Annotated in this window: 13 protein-coding genes; 4 read left to right on the forward strand and 9 right to left on the reverse strand. The window is 69.1% G+C overall.

Annotated elements, in window-relative coordinates:
• The first annotated feature begins 55 nt into the window (after window positions 1-55).
• Together JRI60_RS18475 and JRI60_RS18480 are read left to right on the forward strand one after the other, a co-directional pair.
• On the forward strand, window positions 56-1,474 hold the full coding sequence (locus tag JRI60_RS18475) for a protein-disulfide reductase DsbD family protein (protein ID WP_204227174.1): 1,419 nt from the start codon (window positions 56-58) through the stop codon (window positions 1,472-1,474).
• A 19-nt stretch (window positions 1,475-1,493) separates the two neighbouring features.
• Entirely contained in the window at window positions 1,494-2,486 is a 993-nt protein-coding gene (locus tag JRI60_RS18480) for a hypothetical protein (protein WP_204227175.1), read from the forward strand.
• Between the two features lie 4 nt (window positions 2,487-2,490).
• On the opposite strand, the gene JRI60_RS18485 is transcribed toward JRI60_RS18480, so the two are convergent.
• From JRI60_RS18485 to JRI60_RS18505, 5 genes are all read right to left on the reverse strand, one after another.
• Window positions 2,491-2,853: a cupin domain-containing protein gene (locus tag JRI60_RS18485; protein WP_204227176.1), complete on the reverse strand. Its 363-nt coding sequence runs from the start codon at window positions 2,851-2,853 to the stop codon at window positions 2,491-2,493.
• Window positions 2,854-2,963: 110 nt separating this feature from the next.
• Complete coding sequence (locus JRI60_RS53430; RefSeq protein ID WP_239470600.1) at window positions 2,964-5,210, reverse strand: S41 family peptidase; 2,247 nt, start codon at window positions 5,208-5,210, stop codon at window positions 2,964-2,966.
• Window positions 5,211-5,310: 100 nt separating this feature from the next.
• Window positions 5,311-6,147, reverse strand: a complete 837-nt coding sequence (locus JRI60_RS18495) for a carbohydrate ABC transporter permease (RefSeq protein ID WP_204227177.1) — start codon at window positions 6,145-6,147, stop codon at window positions 5,311-5,313.
• The gene (locus JRI60_RS18500; RefSeq protein ID WP_204227178.1) at window positions 6,144-7,100 is read right to left on the reverse strand and encodes a carbohydrate ABC transporter permease; all 957 of its coding nucleotides are present in this window, start codon (window positions 7,098-7,100) and stop codon (window positions 6,144-6,146) included. Before JRI60_RS18500 ends, JRI60_RS18495 begins: the two co-directional genes overlap by 4 nt.
• Window positions 7,097-8,365, reverse strand: coding sequence for an ABC transporter substrate-binding protein (locus JRI60_RS18505; RefSeq protein WP_204227179.1), 1,269 nt, complete (start codon window positions 8,363-8,365; stop codon window positions 7,097-7,099). Before JRI60_RS18505 ends, JRI60_RS18500 begins: the two co-directional genes overlap by 4 nt.
• A gap of 131 nt (window positions 8,366-8,496) precedes the next feature.
• Between JRI60_RS18505 and JRI60_RS18510 the strand changes: the two genes are divergently transcribed.
• Window positions 8,497-9,885 (forward strand): carbohydrate porin, encoded by a 1,389-nt coding sequence (locus tag JRI60_RS18510; protein ID WP_204227180.1) that lies wholly within the window; start codon window positions 8,497-8,499, stop codon window positions 9,883-9,885.
• 233 nt (window positions 9,886-10,118) lie between these two features.
• Here the strand turns inward: JRI60_RS18510 and JRI60_RS18515 are convergent, their stop codons facing one another.
• Both JRI60_RS18515 and JRI60_RS18520 read right to left on the reverse strand, forming a co-directional pair.
• The gene (locus JRI60_RS18515) at window positions 10,119-10,778 is read right to left on the reverse strand and encodes a tRNA-uridine aminocarboxypropyltransferase (RefSeq protein ID WP_204227181.1); all 660 of its coding nucleotides are present in this window, start codon (window positions 10,776-10,778) and stop codon (window positions 10,119-10,121) included.
• Complete coding sequence (locus tag JRI60_RS18520; RefSeq protein WP_204227182.1) at window positions 10,775-11,320, reverse strand: hypothetical protein; 546 nt, start codon at window positions 11,318-11,320, stop codon at window positions 10,775-10,777. Before JRI60_RS18520 ends, JRI60_RS18515 begins: the two co-directional genes overlap by 4 nt.
• A gap of 186 nt (window positions 11,321-11,506) precedes the next feature.
• Between JRI60_RS18520 and JRI60_RS18525 the strand changes: the two genes are divergently transcribed.
• Complete coding sequence (locus JRI60_RS18525; RefSeq protein WP_204227183.1) at window positions 11,507-11,770, forward strand: ArsC/Spx/MgsR family protein; 264 nt, start codon at window positions 11,507-11,509, stop codon at window positions 11,768-11,770.
• Between the two features lie 94 nt (window positions 11,771-11,864).
• Here the strand turns inward: JRI60_RS18525 and JRI60_RS18530 are convergent, their stop codons facing one another.
• Together JRI60_RS18530 and JRI60_RS18535 are read right to left on the reverse strand one after the other, a co-directional pair.
• The gene (locus tag JRI60_RS18530; RefSeq protein ID WP_204227184.1) at window positions 11,865-12,743 is read right to left on the reverse strand and encodes a DMT family transporter; all 879 of its coding nucleotides are present in this window, start codon (window positions 12,741-12,743) and stop codon (window positions 11,865-11,867) included.
• A gap of 50 nt (window positions 12,744-12,793) precedes the next feature.
• The gene (locus tag JRI60_RS18535) at window positions 12,794-14,143 is read right to left on the reverse strand and encodes a hypothetical protein (protein ID WP_204227185.1); all 1,350 of its coding nucleotides are present in this window, start codon (window positions 14,141-14,143) and stop codon (window positions 12,794-12,796) included.
• Window positions 14,144-14,169: the final 26 nt, after the last annotated feature.

Consider the following 14,169-nt stretch of genomic DNA (forward strand, 5'->3'; position numbering starts at 1 on the left):
TCACGGCCGGACGTTGGCGCGTATAAAGGGGACCCCGGAGGGCAAGAGGAGCGACATGGACGCGAAGAAGAGGGTCGGAGTCATCGCGGCGGTATTCGGGCTGGCCGTGGCGGTCGTGCCCTGGCTCCTGCCGACGGGTCCCAGCACGGGGCTGGACGCGGCGCGTTTCCTGGAGGCCGGGAGCTTCGCGCTCGGCGCGGCCGTGGTGTTCGCCGGTGGACTGCTCACCGCGATGACGCCCTGTGTCTACCCGCTCATCCCCATCACCGTGTCCGTCTTCGGGGCCCGCAAGGCCGAGGGGCGTGGCAAGGCGCTCGTGCTGACCAGCTCGTACATCGTCGGCATGGGCGTGGTGTTCAGCGGGCTGGGCGTGCTGGCGGCGAAGACGGGGCAGGCCTTCGGGTCGATGCTCGGCAGTCCCGTGGTGGTGACGGGCCTGGCGGTGTTCCTCCTGCTGCTGGCCACCTCCATGTTCGGCGCCTTCGAGCTGGCGCTCCCCCAGGGACTGCAGCAGCGGCTCAACTCGGTGGGAGGCTCGGGCATCACGGGCGCCTTCCTCATGGGCAGCGTGTCCGGCTTCCTCGCGGCGCCGTGCACCGGGCCAGTGCTCACGGGCCTGCTGGCCTTCGTGGCGAAGTCGCAGAGCACGGTGCTCGGCGCGGCGCTGCTCTTCGTCTACGCGCTCGGCATCGGCGTGCCCTTCTTCCTCATCGGCGTCTTCACCGTGCGCCTGCCTCGGGGCGGCGTGTGGATGGAGTGGGTGAAGAGCGTGCTGGGCATCGTGCTGGTGGCGCTCGCCATCTCCTACCTGAAGGACGGTTTCCCGGCGCTGGGCGGGGCGGTGAAGGGCCTCTCCGAGCAGCTCGGCCGTCACCCCGGGACGGCCATCGCCTCGGTGCTGGCGGTGCTGGGCGTGCTGCTGGGGGCCATCCACCTGTCCTTCAAGGAGGGGGCGCGGGACTTCGCCCTCAAGGGGGTCGGCGTGGCGCTGGTGGTGGCGGCCCTGGTGCTGCGCGGCGGCGCCATGGACTCGAAGTCGGCGGGGATGCTCTGGGTGTCGCTCGGCTGGGTGGAGCCGCCCAAGGCGCCCACCTTCGCGTGGCACTCGGTGCTGCCCGCCAAGGGCAGTGGCTTCTCGTCCGAGTCCTTCGAGCAGGTGCTGGCCCGCGCGAAGAGCGAGGGCCGGCCGGTGATGATCGACTTCTTCGCGGAGTGGTGCGCGGCCTGCAAGGAGCTGGACCGGGAGACGTACCCGGCCCTCGAGGTCATCGAGGAGTCGGGCCGCTTCATCAACGTGAAGGTGGACGCCACCCAGAGCGATGACGCGCTGGACGCGCTGATGGAGCGCTTCGGGGTGGAGGGGCTGCCCACGGTGGCCTTCATCTCGTCCAACGGGGAGCTGCTGCGCGACCCGAGGGTGACGGGCTTCCTGGATCCGCGCTCCTTCGTCGTGCAGATGAAGAAGGTCGACTAGCGGTGGTGGTGCCCCGCCCATGAGCGACCTCGAACCCCTCCAACTCCACACGACTCCCCGGTCGGGAGAGACGCTTCGGGGTGAGTTGGTCCTCCAGGCGGGAACCGCCGGGCTGGAGCGGGTCACCCGCGTGGAGATCCGCGTCCGGGGGATGCTGGAGTACGACGATGAGGGGCCGCGCCGTGAGGAGCTCCCTGGCTCGGAGTTCATCAGGGACCGGCCGCTCCGGGGAGAGCTGCGAATCCCCTTCGACCTGAACCTGCCGCGGGATGTACCTCCAAGCTACCAGGGCAAGGACGTGCGGATCTCCTGGGAGCTGAGGGCCTCCCTGCATGGGATTACTGGCACGGAGTTGATGCGGTGGAGCCGGCCCCTCCAACTCGCGCCGGGCCGGACGACGCGTCAACCGCAGTGGATCACCCCGCGCGCACCTCGCGGCTCCTCCATGGTGGCCGCCAGCACCTGGGGATGCCTGCTCGTCCCCGTGCTGTTCTGCATCTGTCCGGGCGTGAGCGGGTTGTTCGGTCTGGGCTCGGGGCTCTCGTCTGGCGAACGGGCGGTGGGAATCATCTTCTGCCTCGTCCTGATCGCCGCGGGCGTGGGCCTCAACTTCCTGTTCTTCGGCAAGGCGCGGACGGTGTCGAAGTTCAAGGCGGCCTCCCTGATTCCCCTGGCCGAGAGCTTCCCGCTCGGCGCGACCGCGCGGCTGCGGGTCTTCCTGGAGCTCACGAAGACCTTCACCGTGCGCGGGGGCCGGATCGAGCTCTTCGCCCACGAAGAGGTCCGGAAGGTTCGTTCCATGGGGCCGGTGCCCGTTCAGCTGCCGGCGCAGCTCACCCGGGGGTGGCACCAGTTCGACGTGGAGCTCCCCATCCCCCGGGACATCCCCCCCACCTTCAGGACGCACCTGACGGCCCTTTGCACGTTGACCCTTCAGTTCGAGGGATACGAGGACATGCAGCTGAATGCCTCGGTCAAGATCGCGCCGGAGGAACTGGACGCGGCGGGGTGAGCGGCTACGCGTCGCGGTGGACGGTGTCGGGCGAGAAGGCGGGCAGGCAGATGGCGATGTACTCGGCGCCGTCGGCCTCGGGGGTGCTGTAGCGGACCCACTCGCCGGGCTCGGTCACCACGGCCTGGCCCGCGCGCACGTCCAGGTGGCCGCCCTTGTGCTCCACGCGCAGCACACCCTTGATGACCACGGTGATTTCACGGAACTCGGGCGTCTGTCCGGGCTCCAGCCACCCGCCGGGGCTGCGCATGTGGGCGACGCTGAGCTCGGAGTGCTTCGTGTTCACCCGTCCCACGTACTCGTCGATGAGCTTGGGCTTGTTGCCCGCGGCGGTGACGCGCGTGGGGGCGGGGATGAGGGTCGGCATGTCTCTCTCCGGGAAGGGTTGGGGGCGCGAAGCTATCAGCGCCCGGGCCTTCCCGGTGGGAAGTCCGGCGGGGGTGTCGAGTGCCACCCGCCGGGAGCCGGTCAGGGCCGCTACGGGGTGTCGCGGGCCACCGCCATGCCCGACGCGCCCGCGCCCCCGAGGTAATCGAGCGCCCGCTCCAGCACCTCGTCCTTGCCGGCCTTGATGCTGGTGAGGGTCGGCCTCGCGAAGACCTGGGGCCGCAGACCCACCCGCTGCAACTGGCGTCCATCCAGGTGCCGCACGTCGTGGCCGGTGAAGGTCATCGTGACGCCGCCGGGGAGCACCAGGTCCGTGAGCTCCCCGTTCGTGCCCGCGCTGGGGCTGCCGATCATCGTGGTGCCATTGGCCGCCTCGAGGAGCAGGCCCAGGTGCTCGGCCTCGCCGCTCGTCCGCTCGTCCACGAGCATCACCGTCTTGCCGCGGTACACGGGCACGCGAGCCCTGGGCAGCTCCTGGAGGAACTTGTAGCGGCCAGCGGTCTCGTCCGCCGAGACGAGGTTGCGCTCGAACACCGCTCCGTAGCGCGCCTTGCGCGTGTTGAGGTACGGCACGACGCTCGAGGCCGCCCCGTTCGGAGCGCCGCGCATGTCGAGCACGAGGGCCCGGGTGTTCTTCACCTTGTCGAAGAGGGTCGCCACCTGCGAGGCCTGCAGGCGCGTCATGTCCACGTAGGCGATGTCCCCCAGCAGCCGATAGGGCTCGCCCTTCCGGGGCTTCTGGAGCGACTTCAGGCTCCGGGTGAAGCGCACCTGCTTGACCTGTCCGCTGGAGTCGCGCACGCCCACCGTGGCCTGGGAGCCCTCGGGGCCCGCCAGCGCCCGCTCCAGCAGGCGGTGCCGCAGGTGCGCGGGGCTCGAGGCCGTCACATAGGGCTCCAGCGCCTTGATGCGTTCCGCGAGGGGCTTGCCGTCGAGCGTCTCGATGACCTGGCCCCGCATGATTCCCGGGGCGGCCTCCGCGTCCCACACCTCCATCACCACGGGCTGGCCGTTGAGCTCCATCAGCTCGAAGGGCGCGCGCGTGCCGGAGATGCCCCGCTTGTCCAGCTCCGGGTGGCCGCGCAGGGTGGTGTGCCCGTCCTGGACGAGCCTGCTCAGCTCCGCCACCGCGAGCGCGTACTCCGCCGCGCCGTTGGCCTTCTCGAACCGGGGCAGGAACGTGGTCAGCGCCTCGTCCCAGTCCCGGTCCAGCAGGTGCTTGTACGGGTAGAAGAAGTGGATGACGTTCCAGGCGCGGAAGAGCGCGAGCAGGCGGTATTCGCGGCTGGGGTGGAGCATGTCCTCGTACTGCCGGTCCGCCTGCCACCGGGCCGGGGGCAGCAGCTCCAGGTCGCGCGCCTTGCCCTTCTTCGCCGGCTTCTTCGCCAGCTCGAGCGCCTTCTGGAGGGTCTCGTCCTTGTCGGAGCGGGCGCGCTTGGGCAGCACGGCGTCCGCGCGCATGGGGATGCCGAGCTCGCTGAGCCGCACGGACGCCGTCAGTCCGGCGCCCAGCTCCACCTGCGTCTTCTCCACCACCGCGCCGTCGTCCAGGCGGCCCTCGGTGACGATCTGCGCCAGCCCCAGGGCCTTCATGGTGAGGGCGCGGGGATCCAGGTTCGACTGGTCATCCAGCAGGAAGATGACGGGGCGCGCCTTGCCATCGCCCCTGGGGGACACGCGCTCGCCCGCGGTGGAGAGGAACGAGGTGGTGTAGCCGCTGGTGGACCGGGTCTGCGCGCGGTAGCCCGAGTGGAACACCGAGCGCTGTCCGGGGACCTCGAGCTCCTGGCTCAGCAGGAAGGGCAGCAGGTCGCCGAGCGCCTGGGACATGGCCCCCTGGGCGTCGGGCATCAGCCCGCGGGCGCGCAGATCGACGATGACGGCCTTGGCCTTGGAGATGTCCGGGCGCAGCTCCTGGATGTTGCGGCCCCGGCTGGCGCGCAGGTCCAGGACGAGCACGTCCTTGGCCTCCCAGCTGCGCAGCTCGCGGACCGGAGCGGTCGGGCCCTTCACGCCCTCCTGCTGCTCGTCGGGGCGGAGGATGCGCGTGGCGGGGTCGCGCAGCTCCTCCAACAGGTCCTGCACGGCCGCGGCGTAGGCCGCGCGATCCTTCGCGGCCTCCACCTTGGGGATGGCGGCCACCAGGGCCGCGTCCCAGTCGATGTCCTTGTAGGCGAGGTATGGGTGACGGTATCGCACCTGGCCCCACAGGCGGCCCAGGTGGGCGAGCCGCTCCTCACGGGAGGGGAGGGGCTCGGCGGGGGGAGGGGCCGCCACCGCGGTGGTGGCGGCCATGAGGCCGAGAGCCAGGATGAGCGTCGACAATGAGGTGCGCATGGGCCTCGTTCGTGGGGGACGTGAGGTCTGGGGCCGGACGGTATCTCAACGAGATACCGCCGGCATACTGGGTGCGAGTGCGGAGTACCTGCCTGGATGCTCAACCCTTGACGGCGCCAGCGGTGAGGCCGGAGACGATGCGCCGCTGGAAGATGAGCACCAGGACGATGAGTGGAACCGTCACGATGACGGAGGCGGCCATGATGAGGCCCCAGGGTAGCTCGTACTGGCTGGCCCCGCTCATCAGGGCGATGGCCACGGGCACGGTCCGGGCCTCCTGCGACAGGGTGAAGGTGAGGGCGAAGAGGAACTCGTTCCACGCGGCGATGAAGGCCAGCAGGCCCGTCGTCACCAGCGCCGGTTTGAGCAGCGGCAGGAAGACGTGCATGCAGATGACCCAGGGCGAGGCCCCGTCCATCACCGCCGCCTCCTCCAGCTCCTTGGGCAGCTCGCGCATGAAGGTCGTCAACACCCAGACGGTGAAGGGCAGGGTGAAGAGCAGGTAGGAGAGCGTGAGCGCGGGCAGGGTGTTGTACAGGCCCAGCCAGCGCACGAGCTCGAACATGCCGGAGAGCACGGCGATCTGCGGGAACATGGAGACGGCGAGGATCATCAGCATCAACGGGGTGCGCCCGAAGAAGCGGATGCGCCCCAGGGCGAACGCCGCGGTGACCGCCAGGAAGAGCGAGATGAGCACCACCGTGGAGGCCACCACCACCGAGTTGAACAGGTTCCTGCCGAAGGGCTGCTCGGTGAAGACGAGGACGTAGTTCTGCCAGGCGGGGTTGCGGGGCCACGCCTCCACCTCGAAGAGGGCGCTGCCCTGCTTCAGCGAGGACACCACCGCCCAGTAGAAGGGGAAGAGCGTGTAGAGGGTGATGACCACCACGAGCAGCCCGAAGGTGGCCCGGCCCAGCCAGCGAAGTGCCTTTCTCATGCCGCCTCCTCCACCGCCGACCGTCCCAGGACGAGGTAGACCGCGGTGAACATCGCGATGACCGCGAACAGCATCGAGGCCGCCGCGGCGCCCAATCCCAACTCCTGGAACTCGAACATCTGCTGGCGCGCGTAGACGGCCATGGACATGGACTCACTGCTGTTGGTGGTGAGCACGTAGAACAGATCGAACACCCGCATGGCGTCCAGCACGCGGAAGATGATGGCCACCAGCATGGGCCCGCGGATGAGCGGCAGGGTGACCTTGAAGAAGACGCGGATGGGGCCCGCCCCGTCCAGCTTCGCGGCCTCGTAGAGCTCGTCCGGAAGCATCTGCAGCGCCGCCAGCAGCAGCAGCGTCATGAAGGGCGTCGTCTTCCACACGTCCACGGCGATGACCGCGGCCATGGACAGCCGCGGATCCGCCGTCCAGGCGATGGGCGCATCGATGAACCCCAGGTGCAGGAACATCGCGTTGATGACGCCGTAGACGTCATGGAACATCCAGCCCCACATCCTCGCGGACACCACGGTGGGAATGGCCCACGGCACCAGCACCGCCGCCCGCAGCACGCCGCGTCCCCGGAAGCGCGTGTTGAGTGTGAGGGCGATCATCATCCCCAGCACCGTCTCCAGCGTCACCGAGATGCCCGTGAAGAAGAAGGTGTTGCGCACCGACTGCCACCAGTCCGGGTCGTCCCAGACGGTGGCGAAGTTCTCCAGGCCCACGAACTGCGGAGGCTCCGGGTTGGACAGGTTCGCGTTGGTGAAGGCGAACCAGAAGGTTCTGAGCAACGGCCAGCCGGCCACCATGCCCAGCACGACGAGCGTGGGCAGGAGGAACAGCCACGCCGCGCGGACGCGCTGCCGGGACAGTTGGGAGACACTGGCCGGCGGCGGGGCGGGCGTGGCCGTGGCGGTGGTGGCGGCCGGGACACCACTGGGAACGCTCACCACTTACCTCCCCGACCCAGGTTCTCGAGCTTCTTCTGCAGGTCCTTCAACTTGTCCTCCGGTTTGGCCGTCTTGGACAGGACGGCGTGCACGGCGTTGCGGAACTCGGCGCTCACGCGGCTGTATTTGGCTCCCGTGACCTTCGAGGGACGCGCCACCGCGTTCGTGAACGTCTCGAGCAGGCTGGTATAGAACGGATTGACCTTCAACACCTCCGCGTCCTTATAGAGGCTGGCGATGGTGGGATTGAAGGAGGCGACGATGGCGCGGCGCTTCTGCTCCTCGGGGCTCGTCAGGTACTTCACCAGATCCGCGGCGATCTCCGGGTGCTTGGAGTACTTGGACACCGCGAGCTGCCAGCCGCCCAGCGTGCCGGTGGACTTGCCCTCCGCGCCGCCCTTGGGCAGGGCGATCACCGCCACCTTGCCCTTGACGGGGCTGTCCGGCGCGTTGGCCAGCGCCCACGCGTAGGGCCAGTTGCGCATGAACACCGCATTGCCGGACTGGAAGACGCCGCGCGCGCCCTCCTCCTCGTAGTTGAGCACTCCCTGGGGCGAGATGGTGCCGATCCACGAGGCCGCTGTCTTCAATGCCTCCACCGCCTTGGGGTTGTTGATGGTGACCTTCCCGTCCTCCCCGATGATGGTGCCTCCACGGAAGGAGTCGATCCACTCCAACGCGTTGCACGTCAGCGTCTCGGCCGCCTTGGCCTGGAAGACGAAGCCCTGCATCTTGTCGTTGCCCGCCTTGCGCTCGGCGTCCTGCACCGTCTTGGCCACCGTGGCCAATTCCTGCCACGTGGTGGGCGGCTTCTGCCCGTGCTTCTCCAGCAGATCCTTTCGGTAGTACAGCAGGCCCGCGTCGGTGAACCACGGCATGGCCACCAGCTTTCCGCCTACCGTGTTGTTCTCCACGATGGCGGGAAAGTGTTGCTCGAGCACGTCCTTGGACACGTATGGCTTCAGGTCGATGAAGTGCGCGCCCAGCAGGCCCGGCCACACCACGTCCACGCGGTAGACGTCGATGTCGGAAGCCCCCGCGGACAGCTGCTGCTGGAACATGGTGAGCTGCTCGCTCGCGTCCGTGGGGCCGCTCACCAGCTTCACTTGATGGCCCGACTTCTTCGCCCAGGCCTCAGCTCCCAGCTTGCACTGCTCGAACTCCTGCCCGACGGTGCCACACGAGATGGCCACAGTTTCCGCGGTGGCGAACGTTGGAACTGCGACGATCGTGGCGGCCGCGAGTCTCTTCAACACGTTGCGCATGCTCCCTCCGGTGTTGGTTTCTGGACGCGCGGAATTTCTCTCGATCTCGCAAAAAACCCAATAGATTCGCACAGTGAAGCCTGTCGCACTGTAGGCGCCGTACCACTCCACCCCATCGAGAGATTGACTCCATGACATTTGTCGCTGTCTCCCCCCTCGCGCGCGCGTGCAGCCGCGCGTTGCTGGTGCTGTGTGCCGTTCTCCTGTCGGTCGCGCCCTCGTCGGCGAACGCGAGCCTGTTGGCGGATCGGCTGGAGCTCGTCATGTACGGCCGCGTTGGCGCCGCGTGGACGCCCTCGGGCCGCTACATCATGGGCAGGACGTTCAACCTGACGGGCAGCGCCATCGGTGGACGTCTCGAGGAAGGCGACTATCTAGAGCCCACCGTCAAGCTGCATCTGCTCGAGAAGAAGGACGAGCCGGACGCGCCCTACGTGGACATGGTGCTGACGCCGGCCATGTTCTCCACCAATGGTCTGTTCGCCAGCCTCTTGAGCAACCGCGCCGGTCCGGCCCTGCAGATCGAGCTGTTCCAGGGCTACATCGAGGCGGGCAACGTGTTGCTGCCGCGCCTTCGGGTGTGGGCCGGTGCGCGCTTCTACCGTGGCGCGGACGTGCACATCGCCGACTACTTCTACTTCAACAACCTGAGCGGGCAGGGCGCGGGCATCGCGTACGGTCCGGCCGACGTGGCGGTGCTGATGCAGTCGTCGACCGCGGGCAGCCAGTACAACTTCGACGTGGACGGTGACGGGCGGTTCGACGTCCGGCGCCAGCGCACCACGTTCGTGGGCCAGTACGTGCACAAGGTGGAGGCCGGTCACTCGTTCCACTTCCTGGGCGAGCTGCACCTGCTGCCGGCCCTGCAGGCGCGGCTGGCGGATGGGACGGAGCGGGAGCTCACCTCTGACTTCGGCTGGGTGCTGGGTGCCAAGGCCCACCTGGACCTGGGCAACGGCAGCTTCAACGATGTGTCGCTGCGCTATGGCAGCCGGATCGCCAACGGCGGCCGCGGCGGTTCGCAGACGTGGGACACCTTCGGTCTGCCGAGCCTCACCGGGCAGTACTCGGATGCCTCGAGCGTGGAGGCGGTGGATCACTTCCTCTACAACTTCGGCAGCGCCCTGAGCCTCAATGCGTACGGCATCCTCCACTGGAACCGGGGTGGCAGCGGTCTGCGGACGGACAAGTCGCTGGACTTCGCCGTGGGCGCGCGCAGCACCGTGTACCTGAGCGACAACATCCACCTCATCAACGAGGCCAGCTTCCAGGGTCTGCGCCCCGGTGGCGGACCGCTGGCCACGGCGGTGAAGCTGTCGATCGCCCCCACCTTCGTTCCGACGGGACAGCGCTCCGTGTGGGCCCGGCCGCACTTCCGGATCTTCTACACGATCGCCTTCTACGATCAGAACGCGCGCGATGCGCTCACCGCGCCCTACCTGCAGGCGGTGGCGTCGGCGGGCTCCGAGGTGCCGAGCATCGGTCACTACCTGGGTACCCGCGTGGAGTGGTGGTTCTAGCTCCACCCCGGCTGTCAGGACCGCGAGGGGTGTGAACGGCTTCACACCATTGGAGTGAGCCGGCTCACAGCCCTCCGGGGCGGAAGCATGAGAGGGTGCCTCTCAGAAACGAGGGCGGTGGCGCGAAGCGAGGGGGCTTGCTCCGCGAACCGGTTCAACCCTCGGGAGGCACCTCGCAGTCAAAGGGGGGAGGCGCTTCCTATTCCCGCGAGTCCGGGGGGGCCCGCGGGATTCTACATGGCCCGCTTCTTGGCGCCGGGGGGCTCCAGGAGGCGGGCCATGGTTTTTCGTGGCGAGTCCCGGTCGTCGTCGGGGATGCGGCCGCGGCAGGCCAGCACGCGGTCGATCATCAGCTCGTGGATGTCCTGGAGGGGGCGGGCGATGTCCTCGCCCTCGAGGACGCCGAGGGCCGCGGCGATGGCCTCCAGGGTGGACATGCCATAGGGGTGGGGCGAGCGGCGCAGGCGCCGGGTGTCCGGGGCGGGAGGAGGCAGGGCGAGCCCGGGCAGGCGGCGCAGCTCTGGCAGGCGCTGGTACATGCGCCGGGCCTGCGTCCAGTTGCCGTCCAGCACCACCAGCCGCTGGGGAGGGGGCGTGCCCGGGGGAGGCGGCTGGGCATCCGGGAAGAGGAGCCAGGTGTCCGGCGCGGCGAGCACGGAGACATCGAAGGGCGGCTGGCCCGGAGCGCCGTAGGTGAGGACGCGGCAGCGGGGCAGGGCGAGCGCGGCCAGACGCGCCGTGTTGGTGGACTTGTTGGCCTCCTTGTTGTGGCGGATGACGAGGAGGTCGGTGCGGGTGTCCACCCTGGGCACGTCGGCGCACAGGCAGAAGGCGGTGGGCAGGTAGCAGGCGGGACAGCGGCCGGAGAGATCCTCCGGGGTACGAGACCTCATTTGCCCTGACGATAACGCTGCATGAGCTCGCGCGCCTCGCGCAGCTTGGCCTCGACGAAGCGGTCCTCGGCATCGGGCTCGTCGTCGGTCTCCAGACCGATCTGGAAGAGGGCGGAGAGGCTCGCCGGGTTGACGTCCAACCATTCGGCGGTGCGGTCGAGCACGTTGCGGCGCTGGCCGGCGAAGGTCTCGGGGCCCTCGTCGGGCAGGCAGCGGCAGATGCGGGCCGAGTCGCTGGCCACGTCCACGTAGAGGCCGAGCACCTCGGTATCCAGCTCGGTGGCGATGGCCGAGGCGACCTCGGCGACGTGGGCGGCGAGGGCGTGGGCGGCGGAACGCTCGGTCATGGAGCGGACCAGGTAGACGCGCCAGCCGGCCTCCCCGAGGGTACCGGCGGCCTCGAGAGGGGCGAGCTCGGCGGGAGGGGCGGAGATGCGCGTGAGGACGCGGCGCACGGGGGCCTCGATGTGCTCCAACTGAGCGCTCGAGGTCGGGCAGAAGAAGACGACGCGGTACTCACGGCTGTCGACGGAGGGTTCCATGAGGGTACTGCTCCCGTAGGCGCAGTCGGGATCACCAAAGAGGACCACTCCCCCGGCCCTGAGCGCAAGCGGGGAATTGAGGGAGTGCGGACGGACTGCTACACGGAGCGCATGTCCATCACGGTCTACATCAAGAACGGTTGAACGGGTTGTAAGTCAGCGCGGGAGTTTCTCGCGCACAAGGCAGTGAGGGCGGAGCTCCGGGAGCTGGTGAAGAAGCCGCTGAGCGAGGCGGAGGTCCGGGCGCTGGGGGCGAAGCTGGGAGGAGTGAAGGAGCTGATTGCGCCCAAGAGGAAGGCGGAGCTGGGGGCGATGGGGGAGGAAGAGCTGGTGCGACATCTGGCGGCGAACCCGAACCACGTGAGGAGGCCGCTGATCGACACGGGGAGGCGGCTCCTGGCGGGATTCACGGCGGAAGTCCGGGCGGCACTGGAGAAAGACCTGGGCTGACCGTGTATGCCCCCTCTCCCTCTGGGAGAGGGCTGGGGTGAGGGTATGCGTTCCCATACCCCACTCCGAGCCCACTCCGAGCCCACCCCATGGGTCACCCCGTACCCGTGGAGGAAGCCGGAGTCTCCGAGACGCGAGCGGGCTGGCGGGACTCACTGGCGACCCATGCGCCGGAGGCGAGGACGATGATCCCGCCGATAAGCCCCAGGGGTCCGAGGGCCTCGCCGAAGACGAGCTGTCCGAGGAGGGCGGCGGTGAGGGGCTCCAGGTAGGTGAGGGCGGAGGCGGCGGCGGTGGGGATGCGGCGGAGTCCGGCATTGAACAAGCTGTTGCCGACGAGGCTGCAGAGGACACCACCGGCGATCACCAGGAGGAGGCGGGAGTCGAAGGCGGGAGGAATGGCCTCGCGTCCGAAGACGAGCAACAGGGAGAGGGCGGAGAGGGGGGAGTGGAGGGCGGTGATGGCCAGTGGGGAGTAGGAGCGGGAGGCCTCCTTCGCGGCGAGCACATTGGCCATGTAGAAAATGGCGCTGGCGCCGCCGAGGATCGCCGTCCAGGAGTCGGAGACACCGCCCTGGGGAGTCCCCAGCAGGAGGGCCAGACCCACGAGCGTGAGGGGGGCGCCGAGCAGTGCGCGGGTGGATCTCCGTTCGCGGAGGACCCAGGGGGCGGCGAGGGCGACGAAGAGGGGAGCGAGGTAGTGGGTGAGGACGGCGACGGAGAGGGGTCCGCGCTGGACGGCGGCGAAGAAGAGGGCGCAGTTGGCGGCGTCGGTGAGGCCCATGACGGCGAGCGCGAGGGTGGCGCGGCGGTCGCGGAGGGCCTGGCGGCGGAGGACGAAGGGGGAGGGCAGGGACATGACCACCAGGGCGAGGAAGGCGCTCTGGGGGCCGGAGAATCCGGTGGGCCGCAGGAAGAGGGACCAGCACCCCCAGAGGGTGGCGCCCACCGCGACCATGACGAAGTACCTCACGAGAACTCCAAGACAGACGGGGGCGCACGAGGCGCCGGGAAGGGAGCGGCTCAGCCGATGCGGCCGATCTCCGCGCCGCGTTCGTAGACGGTGATGGGGCCATCCTCGGAGACGTTGACGGCCACACCGCGGAAGCTGGCGCGCCAGGCGGCGAGGGAGCGGGCACCGGGCATGCTGGGCTCCCTCACGCCGAGGCGGGAGATCTCCTTGGGGCTGGAGACCATGCAGGCGATGTCGACGACGTTGCCATCCTTGTCGAGCACGACGGCGCCATCGGTGGCGGCGGCGGCGGTGATGACCTGGCGCTGGGCCCAGACGGAGATGTTCTGCCCGCGGAGGCTGCGGCGCAGGTGGCTGTTGGCGGCCAGGGGGTGGCCGTGGTCGGGGATGAGGTCGGTGATCTCCTCGCGGGACTCGAGCAGGCAGAAGAGGGCGCCGGTGCGCTCGAAGGACAGGTCGATGGCGGCGCGGAGCACGCCGATGACGACGTCCTCGCGGAAGCGGGAGGAGATGCGCTCGTGGAGGGCCTCGTAGTCGAGGACGCGCCAGTGGCCATGGGTCTTCTGGAAGACGGAGCCCTTGCCGCTGAGGATGAAGAGGTCGCCCTGGGGCGAGGCCACGAGGGCGACGTCATGGGCGGCATGGGCGAGGACGGCCTGGACGGGGACGAGCGTCTCGTGGGGCGCGTAGCGGAGGGCGGCGTCGTTGCGGTCCACCTCGGCCAGGGAGATGAAGCCGATGATGCTGCCGGAGTGCATGCTGCCGAGCAGGGCGACGCGGCGGCCGTCGACGACGGTGCGGATCCACTTCTCGCGCAGCAGGGCGTTCTCGATGGAGATGCCACCGGGCAGGGGGATGAACTTGTTCTGGAGCTTCTGGATGAGCTTGGGGGCCTTGCGGGCGATGATGAGGCAGTGGCGGACGTTGCGGCCCTCGTAGGTGAGGGCCATGGAGTCCTCCATGGCGCGCACCCAGTTGGACATCTTGTGGGGCCGGTAGTTGAGGAAGCGGGCGACGGAGCGGCGCAGGCGGGTCTGCTCGAGCGACGCCCAGTGCTCATCCAGGGGCCAGGCGGCGGAGACGTGGGTGAGGTCGTCGTTGAAGACGCGGCAGAAGGCGCGGGCGAAGTGGCTGTCGCTGGTGCGCACGGGGCGCCGCAGGTCGAGCAGCAGGGCGCCCTGGGCGACGGGCTGGCCGAAGTAGAGGAGGGCGACGAGCCGGGACTCGTCGAGGGTGAGCACCTTGGGCTTGAAGGCCGCGCGGGAGCCGAGCGACTCGAGCAGGGAGGACAGCTCGGCCGCCGTCAGCGAGGTGGTGGTGCTGCCGGGGAAGATGTCCTTGAAGGCAGTGGCCAGCGAGGCGAGTGCATCGACGATGACCAGGGGCCTGCGCGTTCGCATTGTCGACATCCTACGGAAGGGAACCC

The sequence above is a fragment of the Archangium violaceum genome (assembly GCF_016887565.1).
Lineage (GTDB): Bacteria > Myxococcota > Myxococcia > Myxococcales > Myxococcaceae > Archangium > Archangium violaceum_B.

Coding starts and splice junctions, on each gene's coding strand:
- JRI60_RS18485 (WP_204227176.1), bottom strand. CDS start 2,853: ATGCCGACCCTCATCCCCGCCCCCACGCGCGTCACCGCCGCGGGCAAC.
- JRI60_RS18480 (WP_204227175.1), top strand. CDS start 1,494: ATGAGCGACCTCGAACCCCTCCAACTCCACACGACTCCCCGGTCGGGA.
- JRI60_RS18520 (WP_204227182.1), bottom strand. CDS start 11,320: ATGGAACCCTCCGTCGACAGCCGTGAGTACCGCGTCGTCTTCTTCTGC.
- JRI60_RS18535 (WP_204227185.1), bottom strand. CDS start 14,143: ATGCGAACGCGCAGGCCCCTGGTCATCGTCGATGCACTCGCCTCGCTG.
- JRI60_RS18475 (WP_204227174.1), top strand. CDS start 56: ATGGACGCGAAGAAGAGGGTCGGAGTCATCGCGGCGGTATTCGGGCTG.
- JRI60_RS18495 (WP_204227177.1), bottom strand. CDS start 6,147: ATGAGAAAGGCACTTCGCTGGCTGGGCCGGGCCACCTTCGGGCTGCTC.
- JRI60_RS18515 (WP_204227181.1), bottom strand. CDS start 10,778: ATGAGGTCTCGTACCCCGGAGGATCTCTCCGGCCGCTGTCCCGCCTGC.
- JRI60_RS18510 (WP_204227180.1), top strand. CDS start 8,497: ATGACATTTGTCGCTGTCTCCCCCCTCGCGCGCGCGTGCAGCCGCGCG.
- JRI60_RS18505 (WP_204227179.1), bottom strand. CDS start 8,365: ATGCGCAACGTGTTGAAGAGACTCGCGGCCGCCACGATCGTCGCAGTT.
- JRI60_RS53430 (WP_239470600.1), bottom strand. CDS start 5,210: ATGCGCACCTCATTGTCGACGCTCATCCTGGCTCTCGGCCTCATGGCC.